Origin of the sequence: Xanthomonas arboricola pv. juglandis (assembly GCF_001013475.1) — a bacterium.
In the GTDB taxonomy this organism is placed as follows: domain Bacteria; phylum Pseudomonadota; class Gammaproteobacteria; order Xanthomonadales; family Xanthomonadaceae; genus Xanthomonas; species Xanthomonas arboricola.
In genome coordinates this window covers 527,298-548,082 of record NZ_JZEF01000003.1, presented here as the reverse complement: position 1 = coordinate 548,082, position 20,785 = coordinate 527,298, and the positions used below count along the sequence as shown (strand labels likewise).

Annotated in this window: 19 protein-coding genes; 9 read left to right on the top strand and 10 right to left on the bottom strand. The window is 68.7% G+C overall.

Annotation, left to right across the window (positions count from 1 at the left end):
* Positions 1-22: 22 nt before the first annotated feature.
* Genes XARJCFBP2528_RS13130 through pilG form a run of 3 tightly spaced genes read right to left on the bottom strand, consistent with a single transcriptional unit; the run spans position 23 to position 1,334 of the window.
* A complete protein-coding gene (locus XARJCFBP2528_RS13130; protein WP_003482487.1) occupies positions 23-553 on the bottom strand; it encodes a chemotaxis protein CheW in 531 nt (176 codons plus the stop codon).
* Complete coding sequence (locus XARJCFBP2528_RS13125; RefSeq protein ID WP_024940328.1) at positions 553-915, bottom strand: response regulator; 363 nt, start codon at positions 913-915, stop codon at positions 553-555. The genes XARJCFBP2528_RS13130 and XARJCFBP2528_RS13125 overlap by 1 nt, the downstream gene beginning before the upstream one ends.
* A 17-nt stretch (positions 916-932) precedes the next feature.
* Complete coding sequence (gene pilG / locus XARJCFBP2528_RS13120; RefSeq protein WP_024711139.1) at positions 933-1,334, bottom strand: twitching motility response regulator PilG; 402 nt, start codon at positions 1,332-1,334, stop codon at positions 933-935.
* A gap of 238 nt (positions 1,335-1,572) precedes the next feature.
* Between pilG and gshB the strand changes: the two genes are divergently transcribed.
* On the top strand, positions 1,573-2,523 hold the full coding sequence (gshB, locus tag XARJCFBP2528_RS13115; protein WP_039526017.1) for a glutathione synthase: 951 nt from the start codon (positions 1,573-1,575) through the stop codon (positions 2,521-2,523).
* Complete coding sequence (locus XARJCFBP2528_RS13110; protein ID WP_047124775.1) at positions 2,520-3,395, top strand: energy transducer TonB family protein; 876 nt, start codon at positions 2,520-2,522, stop codon at positions 3,393-3,395. Before gshB ends, XARJCFBP2528_RS13110 begins: the two co-directional genes overlap by 4 nt.
* An 85-nt stretch (positions 3,396-3,480) precedes the next feature.
* Here XARJCFBP2528_RS13110 and XARJCFBP2528_RS13105 read toward each other — a convergent pair whose 3' ends face one another.
* From XARJCFBP2528_RS13105 to mrcB, 5 genes are all read right to left on the bottom strand, one after another.
* The gene (locus XARJCFBP2528_RS13105; protein WP_047124774.1) at positions 3,481-4,395 is read right to left on the bottom strand and encodes an ADP-ribosylglycohydrolase family protein; all 915 of its coding nucleotides are present in this window, start codon (positions 4,393-4,395) and stop codon (positions 3,481-3,483) included.
* The gene (gene tsaB / locus XARJCFBP2528_RS13100; protein ID WP_016904594.1) at positions 4,392-5,111 is read right to left on the bottom strand and encodes a tRNA (adenosine(37)-N6)-threonylcarbamoyltransferase complex dimerization subunit type 1 TsaB; all 720 of its coding nucleotides are present in this window, start codon (positions 5,109-5,111) and stop codon (positions 4,392-4,394) included. The genes XARJCFBP2528_RS13105 and tsaB overlap by 4 nt, the downstream gene beginning before the upstream one ends.
* Before the next feature lie 29 nt (positions 5,112-5,140).
* Positions 5,141-7,147: a DNA repair helicase YoaA gene (gene yoaA / locus XARJCFBP2528_RS13095; RefSeq protein ID WP_016904595.1), complete on the bottom strand. Its 2,007-nt coding sequence runs from the start codon at positions 7,145-7,147 to the stop codon at positions 5,141-5,143.
* A 253-nt stretch (positions 7,148-7,400) separates the two neighbouring features.
* Complete coding sequence (locus XARJCFBP2528_RS13090; protein WP_016904596.1) at positions 7,401-7,925, bottom strand: tetratricopeptide repeat protein; 525 nt, start codon at positions 7,923-7,925, stop codon at positions 7,401-7,403.
* A 13-nt stretch (positions 7,926-7,938) separates the two neighbouring features.
* Entirely contained in the window at positions 7,939-10,383 is a 2,445-nt protein-coding gene (gene mrcB / locus XARJCFBP2528_RS13085) for a penicillin-binding protein 1B (RefSeq protein ID WP_016904597.1), read from the bottom strand.
* A gap of 239 nt (positions 10,384-10,622) precedes the next feature.
* Between mrcB and XARJCFBP2528_RS13080 the strand changes: the two genes are divergently transcribed.
* Positions 10,623-12,725, top strand: coding sequence for a glycosyltransferase (locus XARJCFBP2528_RS13080; RefSeq protein WP_039816252.1), 2,103 nt, complete (start codon positions 10,623-10,625; stop codon positions 12,723-12,725).
* A 60-nt stretch (positions 12,726-12,785) separates the two neighbouring features.
* Here the strand turns inward: XARJCFBP2528_RS13080 and XARJCFBP2528_RS23715 are convergent, their stop codons facing one another.
* Positions 12,786-14,300: a hypothetical protein gene (locus XARJCFBP2528_RS23715; protein WP_026064899.1), complete on the bottom strand. Its 1,515-nt coding sequence runs from the start codon at positions 14,298-14,300 to the stop codon at positions 12,786-12,788.
* 189 nt (positions 14,301-14,489) lie between these two features.
* A complete protein-coding gene (locus tag XARJCFBP2528_RS13070; protein ID WP_047124773.1) occupies positions 14,490-16,673 on the bottom strand; it encodes a RelA/SpoT family protein in 2,184 nt (727 codons plus the stop codon).
* A gap of 290 nt (positions 16,674-16,963) precedes the next feature.
* On the opposite strand from XARJCFBP2528_RS13070, the gene pqqA reads away from it, so the two are divergent.
* The 6 genes from pqqA to XARJCFBP2528_RS13045 all read left to right on the top strand — a co-directional run bounded on the left by pqqA (position 16,964) and on the right by XARJCFBP2528_RS13045 (position 20,742).
* Positions 16,964-17,044, top strand: coding sequence for a pyrroloquinoline quinone precursor peptide PqqA (gene pqqA, locus XARJCFBP2528_RS22570; RefSeq protein WP_002812057.1), 81 nt, complete (start codon positions 16,964-16,966; stop codon positions 17,042-17,044).
* 66 nt (positions 17,045-17,110) lie between these two features.
* On the top strand, positions 17,111-18,010 hold the full coding sequence (gene pqqB, locus XARJCFBP2528_RS13065) for a pyrroloquinoline quinone biosynthesis protein PqqB (protein WP_016903720.1): 900 nt from the start codon (positions 17,111-17,113) through the stop codon (positions 18,008-18,010).
* Positions 18,007-18,759 carry a pyrroloquinoline-quinone synthase PqqC gene (gene pqqC / locus XARJCFBP2528_RS13060; protein ID WP_016903719.1) on the top strand — a complete coding sequence of 251 codons (753 nt, stop codon included), beginning with the start codon at positions 18,007-18,009 and terminating at the stop codon, positions 18,757-18,759. Before pqqB ends, pqqC begins: the two co-directional genes overlap by 4 nt.
* Positions 18,756-19,031, top strand: a complete 276-nt coding sequence (gene pqqD, locus XARJCFBP2528_RS23985) for a pyrroloquinoline quinone biosynthesis peptide chaperone PqqD (protein WP_016903718.1) — start codon at positions 18,756-18,758, stop codon at positions 19,029-19,031. The genes pqqC and pqqD overlap by 4 nt, the downstream gene beginning before the upstream one ends.
* Entirely contained in the window at positions 19,028-20,167 is a 1,140-nt protein-coding gene (gene pqqE / locus XARJCFBP2528_RS13050; protein WP_016903717.1) for a pyrroloquinoline quinone biosynthesis protein PqqE, read from the top strand. Before pqqD ends, pqqE begins: the two co-directional genes overlap by 4 nt.
* A 62-nt stretch (positions 20,168-20,229) precedes the next feature.
* Entirely contained in the window at positions 20,230-20,742 is a 513-nt protein-coding gene (locus XARJCFBP2528_RS13045) for a hypothetical protein (RefSeq protein WP_016903716.1), read from the top strand.
* Positions 20,743-20,785 lie beyond the last annotated feature (43 nt).

The window sequence follows — 20,785 nt, the reverse complement described above, 5'->3', positions numbered from 1 at the left end:
TATGACGTGGCGGGGTCGCGGCTTAGGCCGCGGCCTGCCGGAATTCAGGAGTGCGCGACAGCAACGCCAGGGAGAACACACCCCAGTCCTGCGTCTCGTTGCGGAAGGCACGGTCGATGAAGTGGGCATAGCGGCCTTGCGCCAACTCGCCGGGTTCGACCGCCTGGACCTGCTCGAAGCTGCGCTGGCCGTACAGCTCGTCGATAGTCAGCGCGACGTCGCCGCCGCTCTGGCGCATGATCAGCACGCGCTGGCCTTCCTGCAGCACCGTCCGCCGGCCCTCCAGGAACTGCTTCAAATCGATCACCGGGAACAGGTTGCCGCGCAGGTTGCCCACGCCCAGCAGCCAGGGCTGTGCGCCCGGCACCGGGGTGACCGGCGGCATCGGCACGATTTCCGCAACTTCGCGGAAATCCGAGACCAGCCGCCGGGTACCGACGCGATAACCGACGCCGCGCCAGATGTCGGCCGAGAACTGGCGTTCCGGCAGCGGCGTGGCGTGCGCAAGACTACGACGCTCGTAGTCTTCGAGAATGTCGAATGGAGAACGCATCAACGCACCAGTTGTTTGATGCGGGCGATCAGATCGTCTTCGCGCGGTGGCTTGACGATGTAGTCGCTGGCACCTTGTCGCAAACCCCAGGCCTTGTCGGTTTCCATGCCCTTGGTGCTGACCAGCAGCACGGGGATGTCCTTGGTGGCCTGGTCGCGCGCCAATGCACGCGTTGCCTGGAAACCGCTCATGCCGGGCAGCACCACGTCCATCAGCACCAGATCGGGCGCCTGGCTGCGAATCAGCGCAAGTCCCTCTTCGGCATTGTCGGTGGCGACGACCGTATGGCCTGCTTTTTCCAGCCATTGACTGAAGACCGCCCTGTCGGTGGGCGAGTCCTCGATCAATATAATTCGAGCCATGTTGCCTTTCCCCCTGGTCAGGCGTGGACGTACGTGCGAATCGCGCTCAGTAGTTCTTCACGTGTGAACGGCTTGGTCAGATATTGCTCGGAGCCGACGATGCGGCCGCGTGCCTTGTCGAACAGGCCGTCCTTGGACGACAACATGATCACCGGCGTCGACTTGAAGAGCTGGTTGCCCTTGATCAACGCGCACGTCTGGTACCCATCCAGACGCGGCATCATGATGTCGACAAAAATGATCTGAGGTTGCTGGTCGGCAATCTTGGCCAGTGCCTCGAAACCATCAGTTGCTGTCACTACTTCACAGCCTTCCCGCTTCAGCAGCGTTTCGGCGGTGCGGCGAATGGTCTTCGAATCATCGATCACCATCACCTTCAGTCCTGCGAGTTCCCCACCCGCAGCAATGTTTTCAGTCATGCAAATATCCCCGGACGCGCGACGCTTCTTCCCTGCCGGCGTCGCTACGAAACTGCATGTATATCCCAAGACCCGCATTGACTGTCAAGGGTACGTTGCCGGGGGCCCGCCAGGCGGACGTTCCGACCGTGTGCAGCTGCGGGCCGAGCGGCAAGTCGCGCATTCACGACCGGCCGGGCGCGCCATCGCCACCGCTTGAAGTTACCATCGGCAGCCTGTTCTAAAGGTTTAGCTCCCCATGTCGCTCGACGTCGTCGTGGTGATGGATCCCATCGCCTCCATCAAGATCGCCAAAGACACCACCTTCGCCATGTTGCTGGAAGCGCAGCGGCGTGGTCACCGCCTGCAGTATGTGCGTCCGGGCGGCCTCAGCCTGCGCGAGGGTCGCGCGGTGGCACAGGTCGCACCCCTAAGCGTGCGCGAGGACAAGGCCGGCTGGTTCACCCTGGGCGAGTTCGCCGAGCTGGAATTCGGCCCCGGCCAGGTGGTGCTGATGCGCAAGGACCCGCCGGTGGATGCGGAGTTCGTCTACGACACCCAGGTCCTGAGCGTGGCCCAGCGCGCCGGCGCGCAGGTGGTCAACGACCCGCAGGGCCTGCGCGACTACAACGAGAAACTGGCTGCGTTGCTGTTTCCGCAGTGCTGCCCGCCGACCCTGGTCAGCCGCGACTCCGCCGCGCTCAAGGCGTTCGTGCTCGAACACGGCCAGGCCGTGCTCAAGCCGCTGGACGGCATGGGCGGGCGTTCGATCTTCCGCAGCGGCACCGGCGACCCCAACCTCAACGTGATCCTGGAAACGCTGACCGACGGCAATCGCAAGCTGACCCTGGCGCAGCGCTTCATCCCCGACATCACTGCCGGCGACAAGCGCATCCTGTTGGTCGATGGCGAGCCGGTGGACTACTGCCTGGCACGGATTCCGCAGGGCGACGAATTCCGCGGCAACCTGGCCGCCGGCGGACGTGGCGAAGGCCGGCCGCTGTCCGAGCGCGACCGCTGGATCGCTGCGCAGGTGGGCCCGGAAATGCGCCGCCGCGGCATGCGTTTTGTCGGCCTGGACGTGATCGGCGATTACCTGACCGAGGTCAACGTCACCAGCCCCACCTGCGTGCGCGAGCTGGATGCGCAATTCGGCCTGAACATCGCCGGGCTGCTGTTCGACGCGATCGAGGCCGGCGCGGCGCAATGAGCGCGGCCGCGGCACTGCCGGCTCCCATCGACGAGCGCCGCCGGCTGACCGCGACGCTGGTGATCTCGCTGCTGCTGCACGGCGTGCTGATCCTGGGCGTGGGGTTTGCGGTCAGCGAGGACGCACCGCTGGTGCCGACGCTGGATGTGATCTTCAGCCAGACCAGCACCCCGCTGACGCCCAGGCAGGCCGATTTCCTGGCCCAGGCCAACCAGCAGGGCGGCGGCAATCACGCCACCGCGCAACGCCCGCGCGACAGCCAGCCCGGGGTGGTGCCGCAGGACCGCAGCGGGCTGGCACCGCAGGCGCAGCGTGCGACCACGCTGCAGGCGCCGGAACCGACCCAGACCCGCGTGGTGGCCAGCCGCCGCGGCGAGCAGGCCGTGCCCACCCCGCAACCGAATCCGCAGACCGACCTGCCCTCGCCCACCGATGCGCAACGCGTGCAGCGCGACGCGGAAATGGCCCGGCTCGCCGCCGAGGTGCATCTGCGTTCGGAGCAATATGCCAAGCGCCCCAATCGCAAGTTCGTCTCGGCCAGTACCCGCGAATACGCCTATGCCAACTACCTGCGTGCCTGGGTGGACCGTGCCGAGCGCGTCGGCAATCTCAATTACCCGGACGAGGCGCGCCGGCGCCGACTCGGCGGCAAGGTGGTGATCAGCGTGGGCGTGCGCCGCGACGGCAGCGTGGAAAGCAGCCGCGTGCTGGTCTCCAGCGGCACCCCGGCGCTGGATGCGGCAGCGCTGCGGGTGGTGCAGCTGGCGCAGCCGTTCCCACCACTGCCCAGGACCAAGGACGACGTGGATATCCTGCAGGTCACACGCACCTGGCTGTTCCTGCCCGGCGGCGAGCTGCACGACGATCGTTGAGCCGTGGCGCGTCCCGACAGGGACGCGTCTTTCTGCGGCATGCCTTTCCGGCGAACTGCGTTGCCCAGTGCGTTGCGCGCGGCCTTTATGCGGCCTGCGCGGCTGCGTACAGCCGGTCGGCCAGCTCGACGATCGCATCCGCGTCCTGCACGCGCGCGCGCCAGGCGGCGGGAATCCCGTCGATGCCATGGAATGCACCGGCCAGCTGACCGCAGATAGCCGCGGTGGTGTCGGCATCGTCGCCCAGGTTGGCCGCACGCAGCACCGCATCGGCGAACGTGTCGGTGGTGGCGAAGCACCAGAGCGCCGCCGACAGCGCATCGACCACATAGCCGGTGCCGCGGATCCGGGCGGCGGGAACTGCCGCATGGTCGCGCACCGACAACGCACGCAGCGCCGGTGTCGACAGCCCTTCGCAGCGGGTCTGCAACACCTGCTGGCGCTGACCGCCGAGCAATGCGGCACGCAACTGGAAGGCGAACAGCCGGCAGGCATCCAGCGCTTCGTCGGCGGCATGCGTGGTGCGCGAACTGTCGGCGGCGCGCTCGCCCAGCTCGGCGGGGCGATGCGCGTAATACATCGCCACCGGCGCCAGCCGCATCAGCGAGCCATTGCCGGCCGAGCGCGGATCGGTGCTGCCACTGAAGGCCGGGCCGCCATCCAGATAGCGCTCCAGTGCCTGCCGCACGGTCGCGCCGATATCGAAGCAGCTGCCGGTGCTGCTGAGGTAGCCGTGCTGGTACCAGTTGCAATAGCGGTTCATCTGGTCGGCGGCGTCGAAGCCCTGCCGATACAGCAGGCTGTGCGCCAGGCACAAGGCCATCGAGGTGTCGTCGGTCCACTGCCCGGCGCGCAGCGCGAACGGGCCGCCGCCGCGCATGTCGTCGATCGGTGCGAAGCTGCCCGGGGCGCAGAATTCCAGCGTGGTGCCGAGCGCATCGCCCACCGCCAGGCCCAGCAGGCAGCCGCGGAAACACGCGCGTTGCAGGTCGTCGGTCATGGCGCAGCGCCGGCGGCCTTGGCTGCGCGTGCGGCCTGCTGCTCGAGCAGGGTCAGCGCCACGTTGTCGCGCAGATACGCCGGCTCCACCCGCTCCGGCGCCACGCCTTCGCCGCGCAGCAACGCCGGCACGGCCAGCGTCAGCAGATCGGCGGCATGCGGTAATGCGGCGGCATCGATGCTGCTCAGCCGGGTCGCAAATCGTTGTTGCAGCACTGCCTCGGCAGCGGCGAACCCGCTGCCGACACCGGCAAAGCGCTGCAGCGTGTCCGGCACGACGCATTCCTGCGGTGCGCAGACCACTTCCGGCATCAGCTCCCGCAGCGTATCGCCAGCGCGCGCGAAGATGCCGGCATACACCTCGCCCATGCGCGCATCGATGCAGGCCAGCACCTGCGTCGCCTCGGCGGGCGCGCGCAGGGCCAGCACCTGCAGCGTGGACACCGCCAGCACCGGCACGTCCAGGCCCAGCGCGATGCCCTGCGCAATGCCGATCGCCAGCCGCACGCCGGTGAACGCGCCCGGGCCACGACCGACCGCAATCGCGTCGAGCTGGCGGCGCGCAATGCCGGCGTCGGCCAGCAGTTGCTCGGCCCATGGCAGCGCCAGTTCGGCATGGCGACGCGGCGCCAGTTCGAAGCGCTCCAGCACGCGGCCATCCACGTGCAGCGCGACGGAACAGGCTTCGGTGGAGGTCTCGAACGCGAGGACTTTCATGGCAGGACCGCAGGCAGGAAGGAGAAAGCTCAGTCGTCGCCAAACGGCAACGCGAGCACGCCATTGTCGCCCAACGGCTCGGCGACGCCAAAGAACGCGCGCACGTCGCCGATCTCGCGGGTGCGCGCAAACGGCGGCAGCGACTGCATGAAGGTGCGGCCGTAGCCCTTGTTCACCAGCCGCGGGTCGCACAGCACCAGCACGCCACGATCGGTCTCGCTGCGGATCAGCCGGCCCACGCCCTGCTTGAGCGCGATCACCGCCTGCGGCAACTGCTCGTCGCGGAACGGGTTGCCGCCGTCGCGGCGGATCGCATCCAGGCGCGCTTCGAACACCGGGTCGTCGGGTGCAGCGAACGGCAGCTTGTCGATCACCACCACGCTCAAGGCATCGCCGACCACGTCCACGCCCTCGCGGAAGCTGGCCGACCCCAGCAGCACGCCGTTGCCGGAAGTGCGGAAACGCTGCAGCAAGGTGGCACGCGGCGCCTCGCCCTGCACGAACAGCGGCCACGGCGCGCCGCGCAATGCGTCGGCCGCCTCGCGCAGCGCACGGTGCGAGGCGAACAACAGGAACGCGCGGCCATTGGAGGCATCCAGCACCGGCATCAGCGCCGCGATCAGCGCCGTGCCGAATCCGCGTGCGGCAGGATCGGGCAGATGCGGCGGCAGGTAGCACAGCGCCTGGCGCGCCCAATCGAAGGGACTGGGCTGCAGCAAGGTCACCGGATCGCTCAGGCCCAGGCGCTGCGCGATGTGGTCGAACTCGCCGCCCACCGCCAGCGTGGCAGAGGTGAACACCCAGGCCGCATGCGATTTTTCGCGATGCTCGCGCAACGGGCCGGACACATCCAGCGGCGTGCGCTGGCAGCGGAACCCGCGCGGGCTGAGCTCGTACCACAGCACATCGTTGTCGACGGTTTCCGGCAGCTCCTGCTCGAAATCCGGTACCGGCACGTCCTCGCCCAGCCACCGCGACAGCCGCGCCAGCGCTTCCTGCGCACGTGCACAGCAGCCATCGAACCCGGGCGATGCCTCGCGCAACGGCAGCAGGGCCTCGCCCAGCCGCGCCAGCGACGACAGCACCGCATCGAAACCCTCGCGCACCTGCGGCCTGGCCAGCGCACGCCATTGGGTGCCGCGTGACGGCAGGCCCTCCATGCCCGCACGCAGGCCGCGCAGAGCCTCGTCCAGGGCGAGGATCGGCTCCTGCAGGCTGGCCTGCGCACCGGCGACCAGGCGCGCTTCGACCATGCAGTCGCGCGCCAGCTCCTGCCACGGCCGCATGCCGAAACTTTCGCCAAAAAAGTTCGCCGCCAGCTCCGGCAGCTGATGCGCCTCGTCGATGACGAAGGCCTGCGCGCCGGGCAAGATCTCGCCGAAGCCTTCCTGCTTGAGCGCCAGATCGGCCAGCAGCAGATGGTGGTTGACCACCACCAGATCGGCCGCCTGCGCGCGCTGACGCGCCTGCATCACAAAACACTCACTGTAGAACGGGCATTCGGTGCCCAGGCAGTTGTCGACGGTGGAGGTCACCAGCGGCAGCAGCGGCGAGTCGTCCGGCAGGGCTTCCAGCTCGGCCATGTCGCCGAACTGGGTACGCCCGCTCCAGGCCACGATGCGCTGGAATTGCGAGACCTGCTCGGGCGTGGCAAAGCGCGGCTCGCCACGCGCCTGCTGGGTGCGGTATTTGCACAGATAGTTCGCGCGCCCCTTCAGCAGCGCGCTGCGCAGGCCGATGCCGAGCGCGGCGCGCACGCGCGGCAGGTCGCGATGGAACAACTGGTCCTGCAATGCGCGTGTGCCGGTGGAGACGATGGTCTTCAGCCCCGACAGCAATGCCGGCACCAGGTAGGCGTAGGTCTTGCCGGTGCCGGTGCCGGCTTCGGCCAGCAGCACATCGCGTGCATCGAACGCCTCGGCGATGGCGCCGGTCAGGCGCAACTGCGCGGCACGCGGCGCGAACGCATCGAGCTGACGCGCAAGCGCCCCGCCCTCGCTGAGCGCCTCGATGCTGGCAGTGGCAAGTTGGGACATGGGACCGGAAGCTGGGGCAGGAAGCGCGACAGCCTAGCGCGTGCGTGCTGCCGCTGCCTGGGTTGCGCCGGTGGGCCGGTGGCGGCACTGACCGCGCAGCCGGCGTTTATGCACCGAAACAAACCGCGTGGCGCCGCTGGCGGTCGCGCGCGGGAACGAACGGCTCGCGTCGAGCAGGTGCGCGCAACTGACAGGCCGCATCACGCTCGCCGCGCCTGTTTTGCGGCAGGCGCAGCCGGCGTCCTGGCCGTGCTCAGTAGCGCTTCACGCCCGGCACCGTGCACCCGGCAATCTGCGACTTGGCCGAGGCGGCGTTTTCCTTCTCGCCACGCGCCAGCCGCGACTGTTCGATGGTGGCCCAATGCCGACGGCACAGCGGCCCGGTCTTGGAGCCCAGCTCGATGGCCTGCTTGGCGAAACGCTCGGCGGCGGGCCAGTCGGCCTGCAGCACCGCCACTTCGGCACGCTCCTGCAGGATGGCGGGATCACCGGAGACCAGGCCCACGGCCTGATCCAGCGACGCCGCCGCGCCGGCCAGGTCGCCGGCCTGGCGCTTGCTCTTGGCGGTCTCGCGCAGGTCGTCCACCTGCGGGTCGCGCAATGGTTGTACCGACAGCTCGGTGTCGTCGACGCCCGCCTCGCGTTCGATCAGCAGCAGCCGCTGTGTCGGCGTGGTCGGGTCCACCGGGGCCGGCAGTGGCGCCGGTGGCGCGCTGACGCAGGCGGTGAGTGCTGCAGACACGCCAGCGAGGGCAAGCAAACGGTGCAGTCGGTTCATCGGGTCACTCCAGTCAACGTGCAGGTGCAGCCGCGGCGGGTGCCGGCGCGGGGTCTTCCGGCTTCTTTTCCAGACCGAAGAAGCGACGCCAGCCACCACCGCTGGACTGCTCGGCCGGCGCGGATGCATCGCCGGGCACGCCTTCGATCGACGGTGCATTGCCGGCACAGGGGGCGTAGGCCGGGGTGAAGCCGACCACGAACGGGAACTGGCGCGCGCCCGGGCAGCCGGCATCGGTCACGCCGGTACCGGCCGCGTCCACCCACTGCCAGTCCAGGCCCTTGCCGCTGACCTTCAACGGCGCACTCGGCAGCCGCGCGAAGATGCTCGACCACACCCGCATCGCGCCGGTGGCGCCGTACAGGCCGGTCTGCGCGTTCTGGTCGTTGCCCATCCAGATCACCGCCAGGTGGTCGCCGGTGTAGCCGGCGTACCAGCTGTCGCGGCCGTCGTTGGAGGTGCCGGTCTTGCCGGCCGGCGACAACCGTCCCAGGCCATCGCCCAGCAACTGCCGCGCGGTGCCGCCGCTGACCACCTGCTGCAGGGCGACGCTGATCAGGTTGGCCGCCACCGAATCGCCCTCCTGCGCCGGCGCCGGGGTCTTGTCGTAGCGCTTGAGCAGCTTGCCCTGCGGATCGAGCACGCCGCGCACCGCATGCAGCGGCTGGATCTCGCCACCGGCAGCCAGGAACTGGTACAGCTGTGCCATGCCGTACGGGCTCTGGTCGGTGGCACCGAGGATCAGCGAGGGATTGGTATCGGCCTTGATGCCGGCCAGTACCTGGATCAGCTGCGCGATGCGCTCCGGGCCCACCTGCATGCCCACGCGCACCGTGGCCTGGTTGTAGGAATGCGCCAGCGCATCGATCAGCCGCACCGTGCCGTGACTGCGGTTGTCGGAATTGCCCGGCGACCAGGTCTTGCCGCGGCTGAGCTGCACCGTCACCGGTGCATCGTCGACCCAGCTGGACAACGCCCAGCGGTCCGGCGAGGCCAGCGCCAGCAGGTAGACGAACGGCTTGAGCAGCGAGCCGACCTGCCGCTGCGCTTCGACCGCACGGTTGAAGCCCGGTTTGGCCACGTCGCGGCTGCCGACCACCGCCAGCACATCGCCGTTATGCACGTCGGTCAGCACCAGGCCGGCCTGCAGCGGTGGACGCTTCTTGTTGTCCAGCCGCTTGATGGTGCCGGTCACCGCGCCTTCGGCATAGGCCTGCGCGGACGGCGACATGCCGGTGAGCACGCTCATGCCGGCGCCCTGCAGCACGCCTTCCGGGTAGTCGTGCGCCAGCTGGCGCCGCACCAGGTCCACATAGGCCGGGAAGCGGTTGGCCGCGACCAGGCCCGGCTCGGTGGGCACGCCCAGCGGTGCGGCCAACGCGCGCTTGTATTCGGCCGCGTCGATCAGGTTGTTTTCGTGCAGCTTGCCCAGCACGAAATTGCGTCGATCCAGCGCGCGCTCCGGATTGCGCCGCGGATCGTAGTAGGACGGCCCCTTGACCAGCCCGATCAGCAAGGCGATCTGCTCGGTGGTCATCGAATTGAGCTCGCGGCCGAACCACAGCTCCGCGCCCGAGGACACGCCATGGATCGCCTGCCCGCCGCGCTGGCCCAGATAGACCTGGTTGAGATAGGCCTCCAGGATGGTGCGCTTGTCGTAACGCGCCTCCATGATCACTGCGTAGAGAATTTCGTTGAACTTGCGGGTGACGGTCTGTTCCTTGCCGATGCCGAGCAGGCCGCTGCGCGCCAGCTGCTGGGTCAGGGTGCTGGCGCCCTGGCGGACCTGGCCGCCGGAGCGCGCCATGATCCAGGCCGCACGCACCATGCCGCTGAGATCGATGCCGTGGTGGCTGTTGAAGTCGCGATCCTCGACCGCCTGCAGACCGGTGACCAGCAGCTCGGGCACTTCCTCCATGCGCACCAGGCGGCGCTCTTCCTGCTTCTGTCCGTACAGCGTGGCGATGCGCGCCGGGTCCAGCCGCGCACTCTTCAACGCCTTGCGGTCGCCGGCGTCGCGCAGGCTGGCCACGCGCCCGCCGGAGAGGCTGACTTCCACCCGCCGCGCAGGCACGCGCCCGTCCACATCGATATAGCCGCGGCTGGCGATGGTGAAGCGGCTGCCGTCCTGCTGGTAGGTGCCGGCCAGCTTGGCTTGCCCGTCGTCACGGTAGGAGGCGGCGTCCAGCTCGGTCTTCAAGGTGGCCGCATCCAGCGCATTGCCCGGCGCCAGCACCAACGGCCGCCCGTACACGCGGGTCGGGATCTGCCAACGCAGCTCGCCAAACCGCTGGGTGACCTGCTTGTTCAGATACACCGTGTAGGGAATCAGAAAACCGAGCGCCAGCGCGAATGCCGCAAAGACCCAGACAATCAGCCTGCGTTGCCAGCGGGAACCTTGCTCGGTGGAGTCGTCCTCGAAATCGTCGGGAGCGTCGTTGTCGTGGCGTCGGGGCACAGGGATGCGAGAATGTAGAGTCCGGCGAGTCTAGCGCAGCGCTGTCGTGGTTGTGGCCGGCCGGCCCCTCTGACTTAAGAGCGGCTAACAAAACGGCCATGCTCACCGTCAGCGGGCACGGACCGCCTCCGGCATCTGCGGGTACCCTGCGTCCCCTGCGCTTGCCTTGCGCCGTCCTCGCCGCCTGACGACTGCTCGCCGGGTTTTCTTCGTCACGCCACGTCTGGAGTTCCAACGGAATGTCGATGTCACTGGCCGATGCACGCTATCTGTTCAATCGCGTGCTTGGGCTGATTCACCGCAGCGTGGCGAGCATGCGCACACGCGGCTGGCGCGCCACCTGGCAGCGCATTCGCGTGCATACGCAGGCACCGCCGGTGGCGCTCGGCACGCCGCTGTGGTTGCCGGAGGCCGCGCCGTTTGCCGCGTTTGCGGTTCCGCACAGCGACACCCCGCGCGTGACGCTGGTGATTCCGGTCTACAACCACATTGCGCACACGCTGGCATGCCTGCGCGCACTGGCGGCGCATCCGCCGCTGCTGGAGATTGAGATCATCGTCGTGGACGACGGCAGCAGCGATGCCACGCAGGCGCAGCTGCCGCAGGTGCAAGGGCTGCACTACCACCGGCGCGCCAGCAATGGCGGTTTCATCGCCGCCTGCAACGACGGCATCGCCCTGGCGCGCGGCGACTACGTGGTACTGCTCAACAACGACACCATCCCGCAGCCCGGCTGGCTGGATCGGCTGATCGACACGTTTGCCCAGCACCCCGGCGCCGGGCTGGTCGGCGCGCAACTGGTGTACCCGGATGGACGCCTGCAGGAATCCGGCGGCGTGGTGTTCGCCGATGGCAGCGCCTGGAGTTACGGCCGTTTCGAATCGGCCGACGACCCGCGCCATGCCTATGTGCGTGCGATGGACTACTGCTCCGGCGCGGCGATCGCGCTGCCACGCGCGCTGTTGCAGACGCTGGGCGGGCTGGATCGCCGCTACATGCCTGCCTACTACGAAGACACCGATCTGGCGTTTGCGGTGCGTGCCGCCGGCTACCGGGTGCTGGTGCAGCCGGCCAGCGTGGTGGTGCACGACGAGGGCACCAGCAATGGCACCGACACCCGCACCGGGGTGAAGGCGTACCAGGTGCGCAACCAAGGCGTGTTCGCCGACAAGTGGCAGCAGGCGCTGGCAACGCAGCTGCCGCCCGGCACGGTCCCCGGGCCTGCGCTGCTGCATCGTGGCCAACGCCAGGTGCTGATCCTGGACGAATGCGTGCCACAACCCGATCGCGACTCGGGCTCGTTGCGGCAGTTCAATCTGATCCGCCTGCTATGCGAAGAAGGCGCGCACGTGGTGTTCGTGCCGACCCGCCGCGAACACGCCGGACGGCACACGCAGGCGCTGCAGCAACTGGGCGTGGAAGTCTGGTACGCGCCGTTCCTGGACGGCATCGGCAGCTGGCTGCGCACGCACGGCCCGCGGTTTGCGGTGGTGCTGCTGGTGCGTCACCACGTTGCGCATGCCTGTCTGCCGCTGCTCAGACAATACGCGCCGCAGGCGCGCACCCTGTTCGACACCGTCGACCTGCATTACCTGCGCGAGCGCCGCGGCGCCGAGCTGGCCGGCGATGCCAACCTGTTGCGCGCGGCCGAACGCACCCGCCTGCGCGAGCTGGAGATCATGGCCGCCACCGATGTCACCTTGCTGGTCTCGGCGGCCGAGCAGGCGCAGTTGCAGGCGGACGCACCGCAGATCCGCACCGCCCTGCTCTCCAACCTGCATGAGGTGGCCGGCAGCGGCCGCCGCTTCGAGCAGCGCCACGACCTGGTGTTCGTCGGCGGCTTCCGGCATCCACCCAATGTCGATGCGGTGCAGTGGTTCATCAGCGCGATCTTTCCGCAGGTGCGTGCGCAATTGCCCCAAGTGGTCTTCCACTGCATCGGCGCGGACATGCCGGAGGCGCTGACACTGCTGGCCGACGAATGCCCCGGCGTGCAATTGCATGGGCATGTGCCGGATCTGCTGCCGTTCATGGAGAACGCACGCATCGCGGTGGCACCGCTGCGCTTCGGCGCCGGCGTCAAAGGCAAGATCAACCTGAGCATGGCGCACGGGCAGCCGGTGGTCGGCACCACCTGTGCGGTGGAAGGCATGCATCTGCGCGACGGCGAGGATGTCTGCGTGGCCGATGACGCCGATGCCTTCGCCGCGGCGATCGTGCGCCTGTATCGCGATGCCGCGCTGTGGCAACGCCTGGCCGACAACGGGTTGCAGAACGTGGCCCGGCATTTTTCGCTGGATGCGGCGCGTGGCACGGTGCGCGCGCTGTTTATCGCGGAGTGAGTGTGCGCCGGGCGCTCGGGGATGGCGCTGTGAGTGGCGCAGTCGAAGACAGCCGCTGCGTCAACGCTGCTCGGTCACGGCCTTGACCCGGCGCGTAAACTCGGCCAATTCCGGCAGCCCCGGATCCAGCTGGTGCGCCTCGTCCTGCGCGCGTCGTGCAAAGGCGGCGTCTTCCTGTCCCAGGCGTTCGCTGCCCACCGCAACCCAGCGCTGCGCCAGCCGTCGACGCGCGCCGGCCAGTGCATCGCCATTGGGCGTCAGCGCCTGCCAGGCATCCAGACAGCCGCGCGCGGCACGCAGGCGGTTGTTGCGCAGCTCGTCCTCGAAGCAGCGCTGACTGGCCGGCACCACACGTGCGGCGGCCTGCAGCACGCGTGGATCGCGCGGCGCCAGCGCCTGCGCGGCACGCACCGCGTCGTAGGCACTGGCGCCGGGCGGCGTCATCCACTGCTGCTGCGCTTCGGCAGCTGCCACCCGTTGCAGCAGCGCGCGCAGGCGACGCTCGCGGGCACTGCGCGACAGCCCGGTCTCGGGGCTGCGTTGGGCATCGCGTGCACGCGCAATCGCCTGCTCGGCCTGCGCGATCGCTGCGGCGCCGGGCAGCAAGGTCTTGGCTTCCTGCAGCGACTGCAGCGCGGCGTCGAACTGGAAGTCTGCCGCCTGTCGGCCGGCTTGCGCGGCATATTCGCCTGCCACCTGCTCCAGCCCACGCTGGGCGACCACATCCGCCGGCTCGGCTGCCAGCACTGCGGTGAAGTCGCGTGCGGCCGGTGCCAGCCGGCCACGCCGCAACAGGCCTTGCGCGCGCTGACGGCGTTGTTCCAGCGCACGGTGATAGTGGCCTTCGGTCAGCGGCACATCGGCATGCCCGGCGTCATAGCGCTTGGCGGCGGCCAGCAGCACCGCCGCATCGGCCAGCGCATCGCGCGCCAGGGCCTGGCGCGCCTGCGCCAGCAGATCGGTCAGGGCGTCCTCGCGCCCTTCCAGCGCATCGGTGCGGTCCGGTGCCAGGGTCAGGATGCGCTGATACAACGGCAGCGCGCTGTCCGGGCTGCCATCCAGGCGCCCTTGCTGTTGCGCGGACACCGCCTGTGCGAACAAGGCGTCCAACCCGGCCCGACGCGCCTGCAACTGGCGCAGGCGCAATGCCACCGGTGCGATCTGCGCCTGCGGCACCTCCAGCGCGCCCGCCAGCGTCAGCGCGCGCTGCGCAGCAGCGGCATCCCCGGCCGCAATCGCCGCGCGCGCCTGCACAACGGCGGCGGCACCGGTGCGCGCCAGCCCGGCACGGGCTTCGCCACGATCGCTGTCCAGCGCAAGCGCAGCAGCGAACAGTTCGCGCGCGCCGTTGCCATCGGCCGCGCTGAGATGGCCGCGCGACAGCGCCGCATCGCCCCGCTGCAGCAGTTGCTGGATGCGCGTGTCCGGCCACAGCCAATCGACCAGCGGCTTGCGCAGCACGACCGTGGCCAGCAAGAGACAGGCGCACAACGCCAGCACCACGCGCCATAGCGCGCGGCTGCGCAATGGTGCCCAGAGGCGAGGCGATCTTGCCCAGCGCGGAAGCGGGAGCATGCGGTGGCGTCCGTCCTTGGCGCGACCTGACGGGGACGCGTTCACCCCGTCATGGTAGCTGGCTGCTGCGAAGACGATGTGGGCTTGGGAATCGGGATTCGGGAATCGGGATTCGTCAGGCAGGCACACCTCACTTGCTGTGGGTGCCGCCTGTTTCAAGGCGATTGGCGCCGGCGGGCTGCGGCGCACTCAACCAAGTCGCCGCACCTCGCTCACTCCAGGCAAGGCGTCCAGTTTGCCGAGCAGGCTGGACAGCTGGTCGTAGTCGCTGACCTTCAGGCGCAGGCGCAGTTGCGCCCTGCCGGTGTCGCGCACGTTGTCGCTGTTGATTTCCAGCACGTGCGCGTCCTCCTGCGCGATCAGGTTGGTGATGTCCTTGAGCAGCCAGCGGCGGTCGACCGCGCGCACCTGCACATCCACCTCGTAGCCGCTGCCGGCCTGGCCCCACTCCACCGGCAACACGCGCTGCGGATGCGCCGCGGCCAGACGCGACAGTGCCGCGCAATCGGTGCGGTGCACGGTGATGCCGCGGCCACGGGTCAGATAGCCGGCGATCGGCTCGCCCGCCACCGGCTGGCAGCAGCGCGCCAGCTGCACCAGCAGATTGCCCACGCCCTGCACGGTGAACTTGGACTTGCCCAGGCCCTCGCGGCGCGCGGTGGGCCGTGGCGGCGCCGGCACCGCCGGCTGCGAGGCGGCCCGCTCGGCTTCCAGCAACGCGCGGCTGACCTGGTTGGGCCCGGTATCGCCCAGCGCCACCTGGATGTAGAGGTCATCGACATTCTCGGCGTGGAACTTGCGCGTGGCCACGCCCAGATCGGCGTGCTGCAGGCCCAGCCGCTTGAGCTCGCGATCGAGCAGATCCTTGCCGGCCTGTACGTTGCGCGCGCGGTCGAGCTTGTGGAACCACGCGCGAACCTTGTCGCGCGAGCGCCCGCTGGCCAGAAAGCCATTGGACGCCAGCAACCAGTCGCGGCGTGGGTCGGCCTCCTTGGCGGTCATGATCTCCACCCGGTCGCCGCTGCGCAGCCGGTAGGTCAGCGGCACGATGCGGTCGTTGACGCGCGCGCCGCGGCAGCGATGCCCGACCATGGTGTGCACGTGATAGGCGAAATCCAGCGGCGTGGCGCCTTGCGGCAGGTCGATGACCTCGCCCTTGGGGGTCAACGCATACACGCGGTCTTCGATCAGCTCGGCGTCCAGCGCGCCGGCCAGCTCGCCGTGGTCGCCTTCCTGCACCTGCTCCAGCAACTGGCGCATCCACAGGATCTTGCGGTCGAAGGCTTTTTCGCCGCCCTTGCCGCCTTCCTTGTATTTCCAGTGCGCGGCCACGCCGAGCTCGGCCTGCGCATGCATCTCGTGGGTGCGGATCTGGATTTCGATCGTGCGCCCTTCCGGGCCGACCACCGCGGTATGCAGCGAGCGGTAGTCGTTGGCCTTGGGCCGGGCGATGTAATCGTCGAACTCGCTCGGCACCGGCGCCCACAGCGAGTGCACCGCCCCCAGCGCGGCATAGCAGGCGGCCACGTCATCGACCATCACCCGCACCGCGCGGATGTCGTACAGCTGGTCGAAGGACAGGCGCTTTTTCTGCATCTTCCGCCAGATGCTGTAGATGTGCTTCGGCCGCCCGCTCACCTCCGCGCGCAGGCCCTGCTGGGCCAGCGTCGTCGACAGGGTGCGCTTGACCGCGTCCAGATAACGCTCGCGCGCCACGCGGGTTTCGTCCACCTCGCGGGCGATGCGGCGGTAGGTGTCCGGCTCCAGATGCCGGAACGCCAGGTCCTCCAGCTCCCACTTCACCTGCCAGATGCCCAGCCGGTTGGCCAGCGGCGCATGGATGTCGCGGGTGAACTGGGCCAGTGCGCGGCGCTGCTCTTCGCTCAGGCGGTCGGCCACGCGCATGCGCGCCAACTGCCGCGCCAGCAGGATCGGCACCACCCGCAGGTCGTGGATGATGGACAGCAACAGCCGCCGCAGACCTTCGCTGTTGCGCCCGGCCTCGCGACCGGCGTGCAGGGCCCAGACCTGGTCGGCCACATCCAGCCCGTCCAGCAGGCCTTCGACCGCCACCCGGCGCTCGGCCGGTTGCCACGGCAGGCCGGCGATCGCGCCGCGCAACGCTGGCAGGTCGAACAGCAATGCCGCAATCAAGGTGGCCTCGTCGGCGGCCAGCAGCGCCAGCGCGTCCAGGGTGTCGGCCAGCAGCATCCAGGCCACGTCCTCGCTTGGCGCCGGCAACTGCTGCCAGGCCTGCGCCAGGGCATCACGCAGATCTGGCGCGATCGACGCGATGGCGGGACGCTGCAGCAAGGCATGCAGGCGCTCGAGTGAGGAACTGGTCACAGCGGTGGACACGGCGATGGGCAACAACGAGGGGCTGACAGCTACGGTAACGTGCGCGTCACCTTCTCCACAACGCGCAATCGCTGCATCGTCGGCGCAATCTCGCGTGCTTGCGCTTATGGTCGGTTCACCCGCCAACGTCTTGATTCGCAACCGCTGTGCGCCGCTTGTGCGGCAATGCTGCAGGCCAATCGGCATGCTCGATCGGCTTTTTACATGCTTTTTACAACTTGCCCAAACTGCCTGCCTATCCTCCAGTGGCGTTGTCGCTGCGTCCTGCCGCGGCGACGTCATTCCAACCAACTGCGAGGTAGCCGATGAAGACCTGGAAGAAGCCTGTCGTTCGTGAAGTCAATTGTGGCGCCGAGATCAACTGCTACGTCTCCGGCGAATTCTGAGCGCACCTGCCGCCCCTCCTCCCGATGCATGACCGGCACGCGCCGGCAGATAGGTAACAGTTCTCCATGCGCATCATCGTTCTGGGATCGGCGGCCGGCGGTGGGCACCCGCAGTGGAATTGCCACACACCCGCCAGCAGGCGGGCATGGCAACAAGCCGACGGTGCCCAACGTCGTACCCAGGCCAGCATTGCCGTCAGTGCCGATGGCCAGCGCTGGGTCCTGATCAATGCCTCACCCGATTTCCGCCAACAAATTCTTGCAACGCCCGCACTCTGGCCGCAGCGCGATTTGCGGCATTCGCCGATCGAAGCGGTGCTGCTGACCAGCGGCGAGATCGACCATATCGCCGGATTGCTGTCGATGCGCGAGAGCCAGGCGTTCTCGCTGCATGCCAGCAGCCGCGTGCTGGATCTGCTGTCGCAAAACCCCATCTTCGATGCGGTCAACCCCGCCTACGTGGAGCGCCAGCCGTTTGCGCTGGACACGCCGGTGTCGCTGCTGGGCCTGCAGCTCACGCCATTCTCGGTGCCCGGCAAGGTGCCGCTGTTCATGGAATCGCGCAGTGGCGGCGACCTGGCCGGCTCCAACGAAGAAACCCTCGGGCTGACCATCGACGATGGCCAGCACCGCGTGCATTACGTTCCCGGCTGCGCGGCGATGACCGATGCCTTGCGCGCGCGCCTGCAAGGCGCCGAACTGGTGTTCTTCGACGGCACGCTGTGGCGCGACGACGAGATGGTGCAGCTGGGCATCAGCCAGAAGACCGGCCAACGCATGGGCCACATGAGCATCGACGGCCCGGACGGCACGATTGCTGCGTTCGCCCCGCTGGAGGTGGCACGCAAGATCTTTATCCACCTCAACACCACCAATCCCGTGCTCGACATCCACTCGCCGGAGTACGCCAGCGCGCGTGCCAGCGGCTGGGAAGTCGCGCACGACGGCCTGGAGATCACCCTGTGACCACCCTGCTCACCCCGGACCAGCTGGAGGCGGACCTGCGCGCCATCGGCGCCCGCCTGTACCACGACCAGCATCCCTTCCATGCGCTCCTGCACGAGGGCAAGCTCGATCGCGGCCAGGTCCAGGCCTGGGCGCTGAATCGCTTCGAATACCAGCGCTGCATTCCATTGAAGGACGCCGCGATTATGGCGCGCATGGAAGACCCGGCGTTGCGGCGGATCTGGCGGCAACGCATTCTCGATCACGACGGCAACAGCCCCAGCGATGGCGGCATCGCGCGTTGGCTGCACCTGACCGACGCGCTCGGCCTGGAGCGCACGCTGGTGGAATCCGGCCGTGCGCTGCTGCCCGGCACCCGTTTCGCGGTGCAGGCCTACCTGCAGTTCGTGCGCGAAAAAAGCCTGCTCGAGGCGGTCGCCTCCTCGCTGACCGAGCTGTTCGCCCCCAACATCATCGGCCGGCGCGTGGCCGGCATGCTCAAGCATTACGACTTCGTCTCGCCCGAAGCGCTGGCCTATTTCGAGCATCGCCTGACCGAGGCGCCACGTGATTCGGATTTTGCGCTGGACTACGTCAGGCAGCATGCCGATACCGTCGAAAAACAGGCCCTGGTCAAGGCCGCGCTGCACTTCAAGTGCTCGGTGCTGTGGGCGCAGCTGGATGCATTGCACGTGGCGTACGTCAGCCCGGGCATCGTGTGGCCGGATGCGTTCGTGCCCGACCGCGACGCCAGCCGGGCCGCGGCGTGAGCATCACCCGCGACAGCCAGCCGGCCCTGCGCGCAGGCGTGCGCCTGCAGCACGACCGTGCACGTGATCAATGGGTGCTGCTGGCGCCGGAACGCGTGGTCGAGCTGGACGAGATCGCACTGGTGGTGGCGCAGCGCTACGACGGCACACGCTCGCTGGCGCAGATCGCGCAGGAACTGGCGGGCGAATTCGATGCCGACGCGGCCGATATCGAGGTCGATGTGATCGAACTCACCACCACGCTGCATCAGAAGCGTCTGCTGCGGCTATGACCGTCGCCCCGCCACCACTGTCGGTGCTGCTGGAGCTGACCCATCGCTGCCCGTTGGCCTGCCCGTATTGCTCCAACCCGATCGCATTGGCGGCGCTGCGCGAGGAAATGGACACCGCCGGCTGGCGCTCGCTGCTGCAGCAGGCTGCCGACATGGGCGTGCTGCAGGCGCATTTTTCCGGCGGCGAGCCGATGCTGCGCAAGGACCTGCCCGAGTTGGTGGCGCATGCGCGCGCGCTCGGGCTGTACAGCAACCTGATCACCTCCGGCGTGGCCGGCGGCGAGCCGATGCTGGACCAGTTGCAGGCGGCCGGACTGGAGCATGTGCAGCTGAGCGTGCAGGACGTCGACCCGGCCGGTGCCGACCGTATCGCCGGCTATCGCAACAGCCTGGCAAAGAAGCGCGAGTTCGCCGCCGCCGTGCGCGCGCGCGGCCTGCCGCTGACGCTCAATGCGGTGCTGCATCGCCATAACGCCGAGCGCGTGCCCGGCATGATCGCGCTGGCGCTGGAATGGCAGGCCGAACGCATCGAAGTGGCGCACACCCAGTACTACGGCTGGGGCCTGCGCAATCGCGCCGCGCTGATGCCCAGCCGCGAGCAGCTGATGGCCACGATTGACGCGGTGGAAACCGCCCGTCGCGAGCTCGGCGACCGCCTGGCGATCGACTTCGTCACCCCCGATTACTACGCCCGCCAGCCCAAGCCGTGCATGGGCGGCTGGGGCCAGCGCTTCGTCAATATCTCCCCGCGCGGCGATGTGCTGCCCTGCCATGCGGCCGAAACCATCGACGGCATGCGCTTTGACAACCTGCGCGAGCGGTCGCTGGCCGACATCTGGAACAACGGCGAGGCCTTCGTGCGCTTCCGCGGCACCGCATGGATGCCGGAGGTCTGCCAGGGCTGCCCCAAGCGCGAGATCGACTGGGGCGGCTGCCGCTGCCAGGCGCTGGCGCTCAGTGGCGATGCCGCCACGCTGGACCCGGTCTGCGAACGCTCGCCGCGGCATGCCGAGGTGCGCGCCACCGCCGAACGCGAAGCCGCCGCACCGCCGCCGGAGTTCGTCTACCGCCGCCCCGGCCGTCCCGAACGCGTGGCTTCGGCCAGCGCAGACGCACGAACCGCCGACGCGCCATAGCCGGCTGCGGCAGGCGCGGGCTAGCGTCTACACTAGCCGCCTCTTCTGATCGGATGGCATCCATGTCGCTCGCGCGCCGCATTCCCTTGCTGGTCTGCCTGACCCTCGCCCTGAACGCCGCTCCGGCCCTCGCGCAGCGCGCGGTGCAGGGCGACCTGCAGTCGCAGATGAGCGCCGAACAGTTCAAGGCCGCTGGGCTGGACAAGCTCGACGCCGGCGAACTGGCCGCGCTCAACGATTGGCTGCAGGGCAAGGTCGCCAAGGAAGCTGCGGTCGTGGTCGAACAGGCCAAGGAAGCCGGCCGCCAGGAAGTGATCGTCAAGAACCGCGGCTTCTTCGATTTCGGCAGCAACGAGCCGATCGAGAGCAACATCGTCGGCGAGTTCAAGGGCTTTTCGAAGGGGCGCGTATACACGCTGGCCAATGGCCAGGACTGGGAGCAGACCGACGCTGCGACGTTGTCGGGCGTGCGCAAGGAGGCCCCCAAGGTCAAGATCAAGCCGGGTCTGGTCGGCGTGTGGTATCTGCAGATCGAGGGCTACAACACGCAGGCCAAGGTGCGCCGGGTCAAGTAAGCCTGTCCGGGCATTGCCGGCCCACCACCGCAGACTGAGGCAG